The organism is Pseudanabaena sp. UWO311, from assembly GCF_006937785.1.
Taxonomy (GTDB): Bacteria; Cyanobacteriota; Cyanobacteriia; order Pseudanabaenales; family Pseudanabaenaceae; genus Pseudanabaena.
Window position 1 is genome coordinate 35,861 of record NZ_SJEE01000004.1, and the last position, 15,348, is coordinate 51,208.

At 39.5% G+C, this 15,348-nt stretch carries 12 protein-coding genes; 5 read left to right on the forward strand and 7 right to left on the reverse strand.

Going from position 1 to position 15,348, the window contains the following annotated elements; genetic code table 11:
* Positions 1-39: 39 nt before the first annotated feature.
* Positions 40-1,668: a TPM domain-containing protein gene (locus PseudUWO311_RS23915; protein ID WP_223807442.1), complete on the forward strand. Its 1,629-nt coding sequence runs from the start codon at positions 40-42 to the stop codon at positions 1,666-1,668.
* On the opposite strand, the gene lnt is transcribed toward PseudUWO311_RS23915, so the two are convergent.
* A complete protein-coding gene (gene lnt, locus PseudUWO311_RS04850) occupies positions 1,669-3,207 on the reverse strand; it encodes an apolipoprotein N-acyltransferase (RefSeq protein ID WP_142654088.1) in 1,539 nt (512 codons plus the stop codon).
* A 127-nt stretch (positions 3,208-3,334) separates the two neighbouring features.
* Here lnt and PseudUWO311_RS04855 point away from each other — a divergent pair, with 127 nt between their 5' ends.
* The 4 genes from PseudUWO311_RS04855 to PseudUWO311_RS04870 all read left to right on the forward strand — a co-directional run bounded on the left by PseudUWO311_RS04855 (position 3,335) and on the right by PseudUWO311_RS04870 (position 8,249).
* Positions 3,335-4,666, forward strand: coding sequence for a class I SAM-dependent methyltransferase (locus PseudUWO311_RS04855; RefSeq protein ID WP_142654089.1), 1,332 nt, complete (start codon positions 3,335-3,337; stop codon positions 4,664-4,666).
* 42 nt (positions 4,667-4,708) lie between these two features.
* Positions 4,709-6,289 (forward strand): FkbM family methyltransferase, encoded by a 1,581-nt coding sequence (locus tag PseudUWO311_RS04860; protein WP_142654090.1) that lies wholly within the window; start codon positions 4,709-4,711, stop codon positions 6,287-6,289.
* Between the two features lie 102 nt (positions 6,290-6,391).
* Positions 6,392-7,225, forward strand: a complete 834-nt coding sequence (locus PseudUWO311_RS04865; RefSeq protein WP_142654091.1) for an FkbM family methyltransferase — start codon at positions 6,392-6,394, stop codon at positions 7,223-7,225.
* Between the two features lie 49 nt (positions 7,226-7,274).
* Complete coding sequence (locus PseudUWO311_RS04870; RefSeq protein ID WP_142654092.1) at positions 7,275-8,249, forward strand: FkbM family methyltransferase; 975 nt, start codon at positions 7,275-7,277, stop codon at positions 8,247-8,249.
* Positions 8,250-8,294: 45 nt separating this feature from the next.
* Here PseudUWO311_RS04870 and PseudUWO311_RS04875 read toward each other — a convergent pair whose 3' ends face one another.
* The 6 genes from PseudUWO311_RS04875 to PseudUWO311_RS04900 all read right to left on the reverse strand — a co-directional run bounded on the left by PseudUWO311_RS04875 (position 8,295) and on the right by PseudUWO311_RS04900 (position 15,335).
* Positions 8,295-10,145: an O-linked N-acetylglucosamine transferase, SPINDLY family protein gene (locus tag PseudUWO311_RS04875; protein ID WP_142654093.1), complete on the reverse strand. Its 1,851-nt coding sequence runs from the start codon at positions 10,143-10,145 to the stop codon at positions 8,295-8,297.
* Positions 10,138-12,342: an O-linked N-acetylglucosamine transferase, SPINDLY family protein gene (locus PseudUWO311_RS04880; RefSeq protein ID WP_142654094.1), complete on the reverse strand. Its 2,205-nt coding sequence runs from the start codon at positions 12,340-12,342 to the stop codon at positions 10,138-10,140. Before PseudUWO311_RS04880 ends, PseudUWO311_RS04875 begins: the two co-directional genes overlap by 8 nt.
* A gap of 175 nt (positions 12,343-12,517) precedes the next feature.
* The gene (locus tag PseudUWO311_RS04885) at positions 12,518-13,174 is read right to left on the reverse strand and encodes a type IV pilin-like G/H family protein (RefSeq protein WP_142654095.1); all 657 of its coding nucleotides are present in this window, start codon (positions 13,172-13,174) and stop codon (positions 12,518-12,520) included.
* Between the two features lie 172 nt (positions 13,175-13,346).
* Complete coding sequence (locus PseudUWO311_RS04890) at positions 13,347-13,913, reverse strand: type IV pilin-like G/H family protein (RefSeq protein WP_142654096.1); 567 nt, start codon at positions 13,911-13,913, stop codon at positions 13,347-13,349.
* 68 nt (positions 13,914-13,981) lie between these two features.
* On the reverse strand, positions 13,982-14,563 hold the full coding sequence (locus PseudUWO311_RS04895; protein ID WP_142654097.1) for an AAA family ATPase: 582 nt from the start codon (positions 14,561-14,563) through the stop codon (positions 13,982-13,984).
* Complete coding sequence (locus PseudUWO311_RS04900) at positions 14,556-15,335, reverse strand: Uma2 family endonuclease (RefSeq protein WP_142654267.1); 780 nt, start codon at positions 15,333-15,335, stop codon at positions 14,556-14,558. Before PseudUWO311_RS04900 ends, PseudUWO311_RS04895 begins: the two co-directional genes overlap by 8 nt.
* Positions 15,336-15,348: the final 13 nt, after the last annotated feature.

Here is a 15,348-nt window from a genome sequence, read left to right on the forward strand (position 1 = left end):
AAAATCTTCTGTGTAATATGTTTACTATGGGCAATCCTCTTGCCTATCGCTCCTCTCCATGCAAGCCCCATTAGTGATATTCCGAATCCCAGAAGAGTGAATGGAACTTGGGTTAGCGATGTCGCCAATATTCTGAGCGCTGATACCGAAGCACGTCTCAATAAACGAATTTCGCAACTAGCTGCAAATAACGGTTCAGAAATCGCAGTGGTGACAGTACCAGATACGACTCCAGCCAGCACAGTCAAAGCATATGCCACGGAATTGTTTAACACTTGGGGAATCGGGAAACGGGGATTGGATAATGGCGTGCTATTTCTAGTCGCAGTTAAGGAACGACGCATTGAAATAGAAACTGGGCGTGGTATTTCTCCCTATATCAGCGATCGCCAAGTCAAGCAAATTATCGAAGAGATGATCACTCCTGAGTTTAAGCGTCAGAACTACGATCGCGGGCTTATTAATGGCGTGGAGGAAATCGCAGGACGTTTAGAGAAAATTAATTTTTATCCTTTTCCCTTTACCCCGATTTACAGCAGCATCGGACTGATGGGCATAGCGATCGCAGTTAGTGGCGTGATATTGATTATTATCAAAATTCGAGAATGGCGACAAACATTACCTACAGCAAGTTTAGAACTCCAAAATTCTGTTGTTTTTCAGTTACTTATTCCTAAATTGACAGAATTTACTAGTTTAGGAATGTTGTTAATGGTGTTTGGACTTGCTGCGATCGCCGTTAGCATTAATGCATGGGTACTATCTCAAGAAATATTAACTAACTTATTTATTCAGCCCATTAATCAACTTTTAGTTACAGTATTGATTAACTTGATAGTTGCCTTTGCTTCTCTTCAGTTGTGGTTGAGTATTGAAAAATTTTGGTTGGCTCAGTTAACTGTCATTTTCCAAACTCCAATACAGCGCTATGGAGGAACTCGATTTGGATTTGAACGTTCTAGCTTGATCATTGTTTTGCATTTACCCGCTTTAGTTGTGCTATGGCTAATTACAAGTACTTCAATTTTGCTGACAATTCCTAGTCACTTGTTATTTGCGGGGATGAACTTAGTTATGGCGATGGGATATCAATTTATATGGCTGCATCTAGTTAACAAACTATACCTTGACATGCGTTTAGCGAAGGAACAGCGTTTTTGTCAAAACTGCCGAAATCTAATTCAGCATCTAGCCTCAGATATAACTAATCAGTACTTGACCAAGCCAGAGTTAAAGGCTATTGAGTTAGGGAATGCCACTTATACAGTATATTCTTGCGATCGCTGTTATCCTCAAACTCGCGATCGCCAACATGTTTATTGCCAGCCCAACATTTTAAATGAAGAAGCAGTTTGCCCTAAATGTAGCTATCCAACTTTGATAGATGCAGAACTAGCCCAATCTCGTAAAACTAAGAAATTCCCCAAAAAAGCTTCCAAAAATGCGATCAGTATGCGCCAATGTCAAAACTGCTTTTATGAGGAGCCAGTTTATCCCTTTATTCCTAAACCAGTTAGTTATGCTAGCAGTTCAGATTATTCCAGTTCTAGTGATAGTTACAGTAGTAGTTCTAGTAGCTATGATTCCTATGACTATGGAAGCTCTTCCTCTAGCAGTGACTTTGGCGGCGGCAGCAGCGATGGTGGCGGAGCTGGGGGCGATTGGTGATTATACGGTAAGGCGGTGCTTAGCATAAATGGCAATACTGCTAATACAAAGCAAAGGTGTCAACCAATCACCCCACAGTACATATAGAGTTTTTGAGTCTCTTAAATAAACCGTTTCCAGATGAGTTTCGTAAGTGTTTATATCAGAGAGCCAAATCGTGCGTCCGTTAGGGTCAACAAAGCCAGAATAGCCAGTATTAGTTGCTCTAACTGCCCAGCGATCGCTTTCGATCGCTCTTGCCACATCTTGAGCATGGTGTTGCGCCGACATATAGGAAGCAAAATGGGAATTATTTGAAGCCGATAAAATTAATCTGCCACCTGCGGCGGTTTGAAAACGGAAAGTTGCTGGATAAGCCGACTCATAGCAAATGCCGACAATGAAACGTCCCCAAGGCGTATCCACAAGTTGTTCGCTCGATCCTGCATCGACCTCACCTCTGAGCGGCGATAGGCGTTTAATCAGACTTCCTAATATTGGCTTAAAGGGAATATATTCTCCCACTGGCACAAGCCGTACTTTGTCATATTGACCGAGAATCTTATCAGAGCCATCAATCAGAAATAGACTATTAGTATAATTATTTGGATCTTCGGCATTGGGATTGCGAGTTGTGCCAAAACCGCCCAACCAGACTGGAACGCGATATTTCTTCACAGCGAGATCAAACGGTTCGCGACGGGCATCATAATTTGGATAGAGAAAAGAAATTGCAGTTTCAGGAGTGACGATCATCTCTGCTCCTGACTGAGCTAGCTTTTCATAACCCTTGGTGTAATTATTCACTGCAATTTCCCACCCATTAGGCTTGACTGTCAAAGCATTGGGGAAATTTCCCTGAATGATTCCTGCTTTGATCGCTTGCCCATTGCTACTTGCCATGCGATCGTCTTGCATTGACCATGCGCCATAACCCGCGATCGCAATTAACAAAGCAATCGCCGCGATCGCATAGCGTCGTCTTTCCGCCCAAGTTCTATGCAAAAGAATTTCGGCAAATAATCCATTAATTGCCACAATTGCCGCAGTCATAGTCTGCTGTCCAGAGATACGGCTAATTTGTAGTAATAGCAAATCATGGGGACTCTGCGTATAGCCCAGCGACGTCCAGTAAAGTGGTCCCCAACTCCACACAATTTCCAGTCCGCTAAACATCGCACAAGCAATAATTATCCGACTAGTTACATTGAGCTTCTGAGTGAACAATGACATTCCCCCAGCCCATAAGCCCGACAATACCGCACCCCACCCCGTAATCAACAACCAAACCAATGTGGCAATCCAAAAACTTGTCCACCAAGGCACACCCATCCATTCCATCGGATGCACGCTCGTAATCCAAAATAACGCCATCCCGTGATAGCAAAATCCCCACATCGCCCCCATTGCGATCGCCGCTTTGACTTTCAGCTTTTGCGCCAGCATCCAAAGAGGAATCAAAGCAATCCATGCTAGCCCCCATTGACTAAACGGGTCAGGGGTGAGGCCCATCAGTACCCCACCTAAAGCGGCAAACAGGAGATTTTGCAAATTTCGCATAGAAAAGCCAAATAATCTTGAGTATTGTAATTCTACAATTTTCTCATTTATTCCTGAATAGCACTCTGCTACAATGCGATCGCATTTATTAAACGACAATCATTAGTAGATTTCGGGCTAGCTTTACATGACTGATCCTCAATCTGACCTACTAGATAAAATACGCCAGCAATTTGATAGTAGTCCATATCCTAGAATCCCTCTTGACAAATCCCCCAAAAACGATCCGAATGAACTATATATTCACAACCTAGTAACTTCTTTCTACTTAAGAGATCAAAAAGTTATAGATACTAAAGGGAAAGTGATTTTAGACGCAGGATGTGGTTCTGGTTATAAATCTCTAATTTTAGCTGAAGCAAATCCTGGAGCAAAAATAGTTGGAGTAGATATATCCGCAGAATCAATTAAGTTGGCGGAACAACGTTTAAAACATCATGGTTTTGATAATGTGGAATTTTTTACCACATCAATCGAAGAGTTGCCATCTTTAGGCTATCAATTTGATTATATAAATTGTGATGAACTGTTATACCTTTTCCCAGAACCTGCGATCGCTCTAAAATCGATGCAGTCAGTCTTAAAACCTAACGGCATAATTCGCAGCAACTTGCATAGTTCCATTCAGAGAACTAATTTTTTTCGTGCTCAAAAAATGTTTAGAATGATGGGTTTATTGGATGAAAACCCAGAAGATCTAGAGGTCGAAATTGTTGTGGAGACAATGCAAGCTTTAAAAGACAATGTTTTGCTAAAAGCTCAAACTTGGGACACAAAATATACAGCACAAGAAAATAAGCAAGATATCTTGATGAATCACTTATTTCAAGGTGATAAAGGCTATACGATCGCTGACCTTTTTGAAGCTTTAAGATTAGCTGATCTAGAGTTTATTAGTATGGTAAATTGGCGCGACTGGGATTTTCGGGATTTATTTAAAGATGGAGATAATTTACCTGTCTTTTTAGGGATGAGCTTGCCAGATCTATCAATTGAGGATCGATTGCAAATGTATGAACTAATCCATCCAATTCATCGATTATTAGATTTTTGGTGTGGTCATCCACAGCAATCTCAAACCTTTGTTCCTTTTATGGAATGGAGCGATGTCGATTGGCAGACCGCAAAAGTTTATCTACATCCCCAACTCAATACTTCTAAGTTTAGACAAGATTTAATAACTAACGTGACAGGCTGTGGGATTCTTAATCTTAATAACTATCTGTCAACACATAAGCAAGTTGTAACTCTTGATAGCTCAATGGCAACTTGTCTACTACCTTTATTGGATGCACCACAGCCTATGCTCTCTCTCGTTGAACGTTGGAAGCGATTTAGACCTGTAGATCCTGTGACTTTGCAGCCTATAGATCATGAGAAAGCTTTTCAGCTAGTCCAAAATACAGTAAGGTCTCTGGAAAGTCTAGATTACCTTATGCTAGAACTTCAAGCTCACTAATGTTTATCTGTTTATCTTAAATTTTTCACAATGGATTTAGTCATGGAATTAGCCTCTATCTCTAGCGATCTCTATCTTGAATATATTTTCAGCCACTATCCTGACATTGACGCAGACATTTTGTCATCAGTCGAAGCAATCTTTGAAAGCACTAACTGGGATAGTCCTGAGACTTCTCTAGATTGGAATAACCTAGCTGTCATAGATTTGATTGAAGCTGAGCAACTTGAAGATTTAGATGAGAAAACAAAACTAATCCAGATGGCAATGGGAAAACTGGAGAAAGGATTTAGCCTAGATACAAGCCCGTATTGTGCTGCTCATTATCTGCTTATTCAAAGTATGTTAAGAGAAAACACTAAGGCAACTAATCTAGCTTTAAATACCACGATTACCACATTCCAATCTGCACATTTATATACTCAAAATGCTTTACTAGGATTGGTTTACCTACCTCCATCTGCTCGACCTTCAATTGAATTTGAGCTTATTTTAAATGCAGACAATGGTTACACTCAGTCGTTAATGCTTCTAGCGGAGACATTGTGGCGATCGCAATTTGTATTTTACAATCCTTCAGGAATACGATTTTTAAGAATAGCTAATCAGCTTTTTTCGGGCAGTCCCACTATTTGTTTAATGCTGGGTATTGCCGAACTAATGACTGGGCAACTTGAAGGAATTGTGTACTTACATCACTCGCAACAACTACTCCCGCTTTACGCGCCAATTTTGCAAGCACTTTATCTTGGCTATCGTAGTATTGGCGATTTTAAAACCGCTGCATATTGGCTAGAGACAGCCAATGACTTTTGTCTAAATCAAAATAGTGATGCTGCTGAGTGGCAATGGACAAAATTGGCAATAGACAGCAAAATCACCTATGTTGCTTTCGATCAAGATTTGGTACTTGCCGTTGAGCCAACCTTTCGCAGTATTGTTACGGGCGTGTTAGTCGCTCAAGGCGACTGGTTTGAGAGCGAGATTGAGTTTTGGCGCAACTGGATTCGAGAAGGCATGACAGTGATTGATGTAGGAGCAAATGCTGGTGTGTACACATTTAGTGCGGCGCAAAGAGTGGGAGAGACAGGTTTGGTCTTGGCAGTTGAACCATTTTCGCAATGTGTGGGTTATCTCAATGAAACTTGTCAAGTTAATCAAATTGATTGGGTAAAAGTTTGTGCAGGTGCGGCTAGCGATCGCAATGGCAAAGCAAAACTATCGCTAAGTGCGGCGAGTGAGCTGAATGAACTGATTGCTGAAGATGATGATAAATCTAGAGATGCGGGTAGCTTTGAAGAAGTTGAGTGTTTTACGTTGGATAGCCTAATTGAAAAATATAAGGTAAGTCGAGTTGACTTTCTCAAGATTGATGCGGAGGGGCATGAACTCCAAGTTTTGAAAGGAAGCGATCGACTTCTTACTGACTTTGCTCCAATCATCCTCTATGAAAATATTGCAGCAGATCAAGGAAGTAACTTACCTGTTGCAGATTTCCTAAGAAGTATTGGTTACAACCTATTTCGCTATCAGCCCTATTTACAAAAGCTGATTCCTGTTGATGTTAATGCTGATTTTGGAGATAGCCTAAATGTAATTGCTTTACCTAAAAACTATCTTTGAATTAACTATTTTGCTATACTGCCAGCCTACATACTAATGGCTGAAGCTGTCTTGAAGAATAGCGCAATTACAAAATATACACATTTCTAAGAGTCAATACACATGCAAACAAAAGCTAATGATCATGATTTTTTAGGACGATTTAGAGAAATCGTATCAGATCCGCTTAACTTAGCGATTCAGAGAGACCCTCGCGCTGGCTTTGTAGATGGTGATTTTGTTTATCTTCATAACGGATTAAGAGTTCCAGTACTTGGTTCTTACGCCTATTATGGACAATTTAGCTCAATTCTTGTCATAAATCGTGGAGTCCATGAACCTCTGGAAGAATTTGTATTCCAAGAAGTTATCAAGCGCCTTCCGACTGCGCCACTAATGCTTGAACTTGGAGCTTACTGGGGACATTACTCGATGTGGCTAAAACTAGTTCACCCAAATTCTACTGTTCATCTAGTAGAACCAGAATTGCAAAATATTAACGCGGGCAAGCATAATTTCCAGCTTAATGGATTTAACGGTGAATTTATACAGGCTTTCGTAGGGAAAAATCAATTTGGAGTCGATCAATATTTGGCAGAAAAAAGCATAGAGAAGCTCACCATACTTCATTCTGATGTTCAAGGATATGAAATTGAAATGTTGGAAGATTGTACCCAATCATTAAAAAGTCAAGCGATAGACTATCTCTTTATTTCAACTCATTCTCAAAAACTACATCTTGATGTTATCAGTCTACTTGAGAGTTTCAATTATCGAATTGAAATATCATCTGATTTTGATAATGGTACTACTTCTTGTGATGGCTTTATCTTTGCATCTAACCCTTCTATTGAACCCGTATTTCAGGAATTTATTCCTCTAACTAGAGTTGAAATTGCAGATGCGCAGCCTGATTTTCTGGTTGACTATCTATTTAATGTTATGTTGAATAACTAGATTAAAATGATACTAATCAATCATTTATAAAAAGCCAAGGATTCTTTATATGTCAGTATTTCTTCCAATTTTAAAGAGAAATGGTCGTTTAGACCACATTCAAATGACTGTTTGTAATGTCGGATCGCGCAAATTAAGCAGTCAAGATGACTATGCTAGCCAAGGATGGCAAATATTTGCACCAAACCTAAGTATCTATGGATTTGATGCTGATGGGAATACTTGTGACGAAGCTAATGCAGAACTTGAGACCAGAGGAATTAACTGGAAAGAAATACACTTTCCTTTAGCGATTGGCAAAGCTATTGAACAGAGAACTCTTTACATTACAAAAGATCCCATGTGCATTTCTTTATATCCGCCAAACGAAGCATATTTAGAACGCCTAGCTGGGCTATCGGAAGTAGCCAATTTAGATTTTAGTATTAAAATCGACACAACAACTTTAGATCAGTTCTGCCAAGACGAAGAAATTAATGAAATTGATTTTCTACAAATTGATGTTCAGGGTGCAGATCTTGATGTTTTAGAGGGGGCGAATAAGATTTTGAATAGTGGCACTTTGGCTATACAAGTTGAAGTAATATTTTCGCATTTATATAAAAATCAACCACTATTCGCCGATGTCGATACTTTCTTGAGAAAGAATGACTTTACTTTGTTCGATTTAACTCGAGCATATGGGCTTCGTGCGCGATCGCCAATTCGCTCAACAGTAAGAGCAGGGCAATTACTTTGGGGTGATGCTTACTATTTTCGCGATCTAATTCGTGAAGATATGGACGGACATCTAAAATCACCTGATCGGATGTTGAAGTTGGCTTGTATTGCGGACATCTTGAATTTCCCTGACTATACATTAGAAATATTGGAATATCTAACATTGCAATATGGCAGTAAAGACTCAAATTACAACTTCGCTGACAATATAATCGAAGGTTTAGCTCAGTTTCCAGATCTAGTTGCTCAGGGACTAGACTCTTTAGCTGTTGTAGCCAAAATCCAAGAATACGCTAGCAGTTAATAATATAGATAGAACTCAGGTAGTGGAAATCTCAGTGGTGGTAATTCACAAATTATCACTACTTGCTGCTAACCGATTATCGGTATATATCTCCCACATTTTTTCATAGGCAGATTCCATATCTCTAGTAAACTTCTCAGCATTCCATAAAGGCGAAGTTTTACGAGATTCTTTTAGTTTCCAAAAAACCTGCTTTCGCAAAGCCTCATCTATACCCAGTCTAATACCCCAATCAACATACTCTTGATCACTCCAAGCGATTCCCTCCGCAACTCCTGCATTGATCATCATCGTGTAACTATTGCGAGCAGCAAATTGCTCGCCAACTTTTGTAACCATGGGAATACACATCCACAAAGCTTCCATTGTGGTAGTTGCGCCATTATAGGGATAAGTATCTAAGATCACGTCAGCAATGTCTAAATTAGCACGGTGTTCGGCTTCGGTAGTTACCTGTGGCAAAAATATGAGGCGATCATCACTTATGCCTTCTGATTTAGCAATTTCCACAAAAAAGTTTTTCAGGCCTTGTTGATCGGATAACCCCTTAACTAATAGATAACTATTAGGCACAGATTTAATTATCTGCATTTGCAGTCTGACGTTGTCAGGATGTCGTTTATATCCTGATTGAGAACTTAGATAAACGATCGCATCGAGCGGGATATTAAACTGATTGCGGTGTATCGTGGGGAAAAGCACTTCAAAGCTATCAACGGCAATGTAAGTATTTGGTAAACGCCAAATCTTCTCTGAGTAATATTTCTGAGCATTTTCTGGCAATACATAAGGATCGGCAATAAAGTAATCAATCGCAGGTAAGCCCGAAGCATCTAATCCTAGCCAAGTTACTTGTACTGGCGCAGGTTTAAGGGCCATTACCTGACAGGATATGTCTAAAGTGATGCTGTCAAGATCGACGAGAATATCAATTTCATCTTCCGCTATTTGTTTAGCGATCGCGGTTGCATCAGATCCAAATTTGTAGGACTTATGGCAATAATCAGCAATAAATTCTCTGACTGAATCAGATGCATTAGGCTTGTCGAACACGAAATAAGCATGAATATTGAATTCCTTAAGATCGTGATGCCTGAAAATCCATCTTGCCAACCACCCAACGGAATGTTTACTTAAGCAATGGGACAAATAGCCAATTTTAAGTGGTCGTTTGTCAGTATTTCTAGTTAGAGGAATCGGAAAGCTTGGTAAACTATCCTGATAAATTTTCGCCAATTCATTTTGTAAAGTTCGATTTCTATTGGGATCATCTTTGAGATAAGGCAAAAAGAAAGTAGAAACAAGTAGACGAGATATATCAGTAGAATTAGTATTGACAGGGAGTTCTTGAATTAAGGATTCAAGCAAATCTAATTGGCTATCAGCCAACGCAAAAATTTCTTGCCATTGACTTCCTAAACAAAGCAAAGAATTTAATATTATATGATTTACATAGATCTGATTTGGCAAATCTTGCACTAGTTTGCGACATTGTTTGGCAACTTCTATACATTTTTTATGTTCCAAACTCAGACTATAAAAGCGGGCTAATTCAGCCAACAAATAGATATTTTCTAATTCTAGACCCACCCCTGCTTCTAGAATACTTATAGCCATATCATATCTATTAAGATTCAGCCCAAATTTTCTAGAAATATCTTGGAGAAATCGCACAAATTCATTTTTACTAGACTCACTCTCATCAATAGTTATCCACCAAGTTATTTGTGCCTCTTCTATTAGTCCCTGAAACAAAAGACATAAACCCAAGTACCAATAGTGAGATTTGATATCAGGTTCTAGCTCAGTCGCTTTTTCATAAAGCTCAGCGGCTTCAGGATATTGACTCTCAACAAACAATTTGTAAGCACTACTGATCAAATTATCGTTATCCATTGTGAATCTCCCACATTTGTCTATAGGCATTTTCCATCTCTTTAGCAAACTGTCTACCATCCCAAAGCGGTGAAGTTTTACGAGATTGACGGAGCTTCCAAGCAACAGTTTGCCTTAATTGTGGATCCATACCGAACTTTACGCCCCATTCCACATATTCTTGAATATTCCAAGCAATTCCTTCAGTTATACCAGCATTCATCATCATCGTATAGCTATTGCGGGCAACAAACTGCTCTCCGACCTGTGTAACCATAGGTATCCCCATCCATAAGGTTTCCATGGTTGTGGTTGCTCCATTATAAGGATATGTGTCTAGCACAATATCGGCGATCGCCATATTAGCTCGATGTTCGGCTTCAAACTTGGCAAATGGTAAGAATTTAAGATAATCTCGTTCAACCCCTTCCGAATCAGCAATTTCATAAAAGAAGTTTTGCATAGAGGTCTCATCTGCTAGCCCTTTAATTATGAAGTAACTATTAGGAACTTTCCGAATAATTTGCAGTTGCGCTCGAACTATATCAGGATGACGTTTATAACTTTTTTGAGAACTAAAATAAACAATTGCATCAGCAGGAATATCCAGATCGGATCGGCGTAAAGTGGCTATTGAAGTTTCAAAGCCATCAACAGCTATGTAAGTTTTAGGTAAGCGCCAAATTTTTTCTGAATAATATTCTTGAGCATTTTCTGGTAGAACATATGGATCGGCTATGTAGTAGTCAATTGCTGGTAACCCCGAAGCATCCCACCCTAACCAACTAACTTGTAAAGGGGCTGGCTTAAGCGCAAGAATATCACAGCAATTTCCTGAAGTCATACTTTCAAGATCGACTAACAAATCAATCTGATCGCGATCTATTTGTTCAGCAACTAAAAAGTTATCACCCCAATAATCTACGCCTTCCCTAAAGGATTTATGCATTTGGCGTACATACCATTCTTGCAAAAAATCTTTACATTGACTGTATTCGGGGAAATATCCATAAATTTCAAAAGAGTCTCGATCGAAGTGTTGAAACAGCGATCGAGCTAGCCATCCAACCGAATGCTGTCTTAAACTAGTTGCAAGATATCCAATTCTGAGCTTGGAGCTTTTTCGACTTCTTGGACTTTCTCTTCTTGAGCGTTGATTATTTTGAAATCTTTGGGTAATTTCAGGCTGATAATGTTGCATATTTGATTGAACCAAGCTCATAACCTTATTTTGAATGGCTCTGTTATCTTGAGGTATATCCTGAATATAAGGGGCAAAGAAACAAGACATGCAGATATAAGTTACGTAAAACCGATTCATGTCAACAGGATTTTGCTGAACTAAATCAGACAACAAAGATTGATATTTAGCAAAAATCACCTTTATTTCTTGCCAATTACCTCCTGCACTCATAAGTGCGCTCAAAAGTAGGTGATAAGCAATAGTTTGATCTAAACTCTCTGGGAATTTGGCGATAATATTCCGAGCAACTTCAAGAGCTTCATTATAATAATCGTGCTTAATATAAAGCTGTACTAAGAACCCCAAAACCATAATGCTATCAGGGCAAAGTTGCAGACACATATCAACAAATTTCAGAGATATATCTAGTCTCAATTTTTGGCTAAAAGCAGCATAAATTAGCTTACTCGTCCCAACTTCTTTGTTTTGAACATAAGGTATACAGGAAGATATAAATCCTAAATAAAAGGTCACATCTTCTTCAGATTTTGATTGAGAAATTGGCGTAAATGAAATATTTTCAATTAGTTGTAGTAGAGCATTATCATTAATGTCTATACCTGATTGGATTAGATTAATTAAGCCAAGCTCTTGTAAAGTTTGAATGTTAAATATTTGAAGCTGAAGATATAAGTATACGATTTGCACCAAGTTCTCAAAATTTTGGGGAATTATTCGGCGTATATATTGACGAATTGTTAAAGACACTTGATATTCTTTTAATTCTTCCTGACGATCAGCCTCTTGCCTTAAGATTTCATAAAGCTCTTTAGTATATAGGTCAGCATCACTAGAATTTTTTAATCCTAGAGTCCATATATTGTCAGCTTCTTCATCTTTTGATTGCAATAAAAAAGCTAATCCCAAATAATAATAACCTTCGCCAACATTTGGATATAGCTCAACCCCTTGTTTGCTATAGCTGATAATTTGGTCGTAATCCTTTTGTAATAGAAGGTCTTGCCAGTTAGTCATTAGTATTACTAGGTAATTATGTAGTTTAGATACCACAAAACTGATTGCAAAAAACGAGAAGTCTTTTGCAATCAGTTTTGCACTTAGGTAATATATAAGTTGACCCTTTATATTTAAGGTCAACTTTACTTGTAGTCGCAGAGAGATTGTTCTATTCAGGCAAAACAGTCGAAGACTACTGAATAGCAGTGTAACCTAATGTTGTAGTACCAATAGTTGTGTTACAAGCTGGAGCTGCATTTATAGATGGAAGAATGTATAGAGTACCAGTCTGGACAGCTAGTTGGCTTCCTCCATTAACAGCAGGTAAATTAGCTTCACAAAGTGTAGCTAGTGTAGTAGCTTCATTACTACCTGTTGGAGTCGAGACACTAACTTGACCTGTGTAGGACTTCAAAGGTGAGCTAGCACCGCCTGTCATGGCATCAGCAGTAGTACCAGTACCAGAAACAGCACCAGTTGGAGTTGCTACACCAAAAACATTGGCAGATTGAGAAGTTCCACTAACAGTCTTGCCTCCATTTCTGGCAATTCCATAGCCATAGTTTTCTGTAGTGAAAGCAATACCTACACCAAGAGATCCTAGGTTAGGTGCAAATTGTTGTTTCTCTAGGTAATAAGCTTGCTGAGAGCGGTTCATGGAGCCAGTGTAGGTTTTGGCTTCAGACTGACGAGCTTTGGAAGCTTGGTTAAGGAAAGAAGGAAGCGCGATCGCAGCCAAGATACCGATGATGATGATAACTACGAGTAGTTCAATCAGGGTGAAGCCCTTTTCGCCATTCTTCTTGTTGAGGATGTGTTGAATGAGCTTGGTCTTGAATTCAGATTTCATAATTCTTTATTCCCGTTAATGCCGAGTAAGTTAACTTGTTGGGTTGTGAAAGTAACTTACCCACAAAAAAACAGGATGATATCACTCAGAGAAAAAAATATTTTTTGATTGCAAAAGTCAAAAAAACTAGATCATCGCAAAGAACTGATCTAGCTTTTTATTTTTTAAGTTTTTATTCGTCTAGAGAAAAGTTGAGAGGGCATACCATGGTTTGCGAAACGGCGTTAAGCGATCCAGGAGGGATAGCAATATTAGGAGCATTGGCAACGCAAAAAATGGTATCTATTCTGACTACTCCAGGTATCCCAACAACACCAACAAAAGCCTTTAAATTGGGGGATGTAGGCGTTGCAACATTAGTAACAATTTGATCGATCTGGACTGGGGTGGTATTTCCATTAACATCGCCTGTAATCACAGAATAAGTGAAATTAGCTGAGGATATATTTGCTCCCACATTCAGTGTAGTTATATTGCCAGCAAACGTCTTTTTTTCCAGATAGTAGGCTTGTTGCAGGCGGCTCATCGTTCCAATAAATGATTTAGCTTCAGCAAATCGTGCCTTGTTGGCTTGATTGATAAATGAGGGCAGCGCGATCGCAGCTAGCAAACCAATAATAACGATTACTACCAATAACTCAATTAATGTAAAACCTTGTTCTTCTTGGGTTTGAGCTTTACTAAAACGGCGATCGTGAAGCCATAAACCAACGATAAATTCTAAATTTCTGAAGTCCACTGTCCCTTACCTAATACTAACTTGTATCCTTAATTCCCCTCAGATCAAGTTACCCATTTTTCTAAGATTTAAACCTCTCTAAAATATTCCAGAATATTAAGAATTCTCGCTTCTAGATTGATCGCATCCCTCAGATTACAAAATACATTGGCTTTAAGCTGCGAATCACTACATAACCCAATCACTAAGATATTAATATGCTCAATATATGCAGCATTCAGTGCCGCCTTACCTTCTTCATATACAAGTGGAATCCCTGGTTGAATGATGGCAAGATTTTGAAAAAATTGATTGGTACTGGTAAAACAGCGATTTATATATTGACTAAGCAAATCAAAGTCAACCTCAGTCTTTCCTTGAATATCGCCGAGGGTATAAGCAATCATGTCAATCGGCGTGCGATCGCTAACAAATGGTGTCGCCGAGCTTTGCCAAACCTGTTCGGCAGCATCCAAAACATGATTCTGCACAAATAGCCTCGTCCTAAAGTCCATTGGTTCCGCAGGATCTAAGCCCAAATCTGCAAAAACTTGACTAGTTGTGGTGCGGACAAAAGGGATATTTAGGTGAGATGAGAGGGCGATCGCTAATGTTGTTTTGCCAGTACGATGTGCGCCGCAGAGTCCCAGATTGGCATTAAGCTTAAACATCGTCTGGATCGATACCTAAAGCTCGTAACCGCTCCGCAAGGCGATTAGCACGTATGCTTTCCTGCTCAGCACGTTGGCTTTCTTGCTCAGCTCGTTGTTGCTGTGCTTCGGCACGTCTCCGTTCTTGAGCGGTGCGTTGTTGTTCTTGCCACACTTGGATTTCTGATTGCTGTAGACGTTGGCTTATTTCCACTGGCGACAAAAATCTTTGACCATCGGGACGCGAGATAATTAACTCCTGTCCGAACGCCCAATCAAATCTAATTCCTAACAATGGACTGACCCAATTGAGCATTGATGGAATTTGGACGAGGCGATCGCCCACTCTCTGCCAGCCTTCTAAAATCAAATCATCGGGATCGTAAATGTAATATTCATGAACGCCATAGGTTTGGTAAAAATCAAACTTATCTTCAAGGGAATCTTGCCCACGCCGATCTTTATTACTGGGTGACAGGATCTCAAAAACTACCTGTGGCGCAATGTTATCTTCTAACCATTGCTTATAAGATCCCCTTCGACCTTTGGGACGACCTAGTGCCACCATCACATCAGGCGCAACCCTTTTTTGAGTGCGACGCACTGGATACCAAAGCAAATCCCCTGCAATAAATACATTAGGATCATCGGCAAACATGATCTCTAAATTTTCTTTGATGATCACGATCCAGCGATATTGTTCGGTATTGTCTGCCATAGGATTACCGTCACTGTCAGGATAGTCGATCTCTGGAGCGATTGCTTCTTCAGATATTAGAGGTTGCAGAGTCATGGATTTGCCCTCA

Excerpts from the sequence above, each read along its gene's own strand:
- lnt (WP_142654088.1), bottom strand. The coding sequence starts at position 3,207 with ATGCGAAATTTGCAAAATCTCCTGTTTGCCGCTTTAGGTGGGGTACTG.
- PseudUWO311_RS04855 (WP_142654089.1), top strand. The coding sequence starts at position 3,335 with ATGACTGATCCTCAATCTGACCTACTAGATAAAATACGCCAGCAATTT.
- PseudUWO311_RS04860 (WP_142654090.1), top strand. The coding sequence starts at position 4,709 with ATGGAATTAGCCTCTATCTCTAGCGATCTCTATCTTGAATATATTTTC.
- PseudUWO311_RS04865 (WP_142654091.1), top strand. The coding sequence starts at position 6,392 with ATGCAAACAAAAGCTAATGATCATGATTTTTTAGGACGATTTAGAGAA.
- PseudUWO311_RS04870 (WP_142654092.1), top strand. The coding sequence starts at position 7,275 with ATGTCAGTATTTCTTCCAATTTTAAAGAGAAATGGTCGTTTAGACCAC.
- PseudUWO311_RS04875 (WP_142654093.1), bottom strand. The coding sequence starts at position 10,145 with ATGGATAACGATAATTTGATCAGTAGTGCTTACAAATTGTTTGTTGAG.
- PseudUWO311_RS04880 (WP_142654094.1), bottom strand. The coding sequence starts at position 12,342 with ATGACTAACTGGCAAGACCTTCTATTACAAAAGGATTACGACCAAATT.
- PseudUWO311_RS04885 (WP_142654095.1), bottom strand. The coding sequence starts at position 13,174 with ATGAAATCTGAATTCAAGACCAAGCTCATTCAACACATCCTCAACAAG.
- PseudUWO311_RS04895 (WP_142654097.1), bottom strand. The coding sequence starts at position 14,563 with ATGTTTAAGCTTAATGCCAATCTGGGACTCTGCGGCGCACATCGTACT.
- PseudUWO311_RS04900 (WP_142654267.1), bottom strand. The coding sequence starts at position 15,335 with ATGACTCTGCAACCTCTAATATCTGAAGAAGCAATCGCTCCAGAGATC.